Source organism: Staphylococcus sp. CoH_129_LAB_1 (assembly GCF_058191515.1).
Genome location: NZ_JBXWKZ010000065.1, coordinates 1 through 621 on the forward strand (window position 1 = coordinate 1; position 621 = coordinate 621).

The 621-nt window shown below is 51.4% G+C and carries 7 tRNA genes; all 7 read right to left on the reverse strand.

From position 1 onward, the window contains the following. Positions 1-2: 2 nt before the first annotated feature. Positions 3-78, reverse strand: a tRNA-Ala gene (locus AC2FB1_RS11080). 14 nt (positions 79-92) lie between these two features. Next, positions 93-166, reverse strand: a tRNA-Pro gene (locus tag AC2FB1_RS11085). A 23-nt stretch (positions 167-189) separates the two neighbouring features. Beyond that, positions 190-266, reverse strand: a tRNA-Arg gene (locus AC2FB1_RS11090). Between the two features lie 11 nt (positions 267-277). Continuing rightward, positions 278-366, reverse strand: a tRNA-Leu gene (locus tag AC2FB1_RS11095). A gap of 8 nt (positions 367-374) precedes the next feature. After that, a tRNA-Gly gene (locus AC2FB1_RS11100) sits at positions 375-449 on the reverse strand. Positions 450-467: 18 nt separating this feature from the next. Then, positions 468-540, reverse strand: a tRNA-Lys gene (locus tag AC2FB1_RS11105). A gap of 5 nt (positions 541-545) precedes the next feature. Next, positions 546-621: transfer RNA gene (locus AC2FB1_RS11110), tRNA-Thr, on the reverse strand.

Below are 621 nucleotides of genomic sequence, written 5' to 3' on the forward strand. Positions count from 1 at the left end.
AATGGTGGAGACTAGCGGGATCGAACCGCTGACCTCCTGCGTGCAAAGCAGGCGCTCTCCCAGCTGAGCTAAGCCCCCATATTTTTAAGAAGTCGGGAAGACAGGATTCGAACCTGCGACCCCTTGGTCCCAAACCAAGTGCTCTACCAAGCTGAGCTACTTCCCGTATATTAAGATAGAAATTTTAAATGGCGCGCCCGATAGGAGTCGAACCCATAACCTCTTGATCCGTAGTCAAACGCTCTATCCAGTTGAGCTACGGGCGCTATATTTAAGATGGTGCCGAGGACCGGAATCGAACCGGTACGGTGATCTCTCACCGCAGGATTTTAAGTCCTGTGCGTCTGCCAGTTCCGCCACCCCGGCAAAAATAATGGAGCGGAAGACGGGATTCGAACCCGCGACCCCCACCTTGGCAAGGTGGTGTTCTACCACTGAACTACTTCCGCATATTTAAATAAATCGTATGAGCCATAGAGGATTCGAACCTCTGACCCTCTGATTAAAAGTCAGATGCTCTACCAACTGAGCTAATGGCTCAAAGATGGTGCCGGCCAGAGGACTTGAACCCCCAACCTACTGATTACAAGTCAGTTGCTCTACCAATTGAGCTAGGCCGGC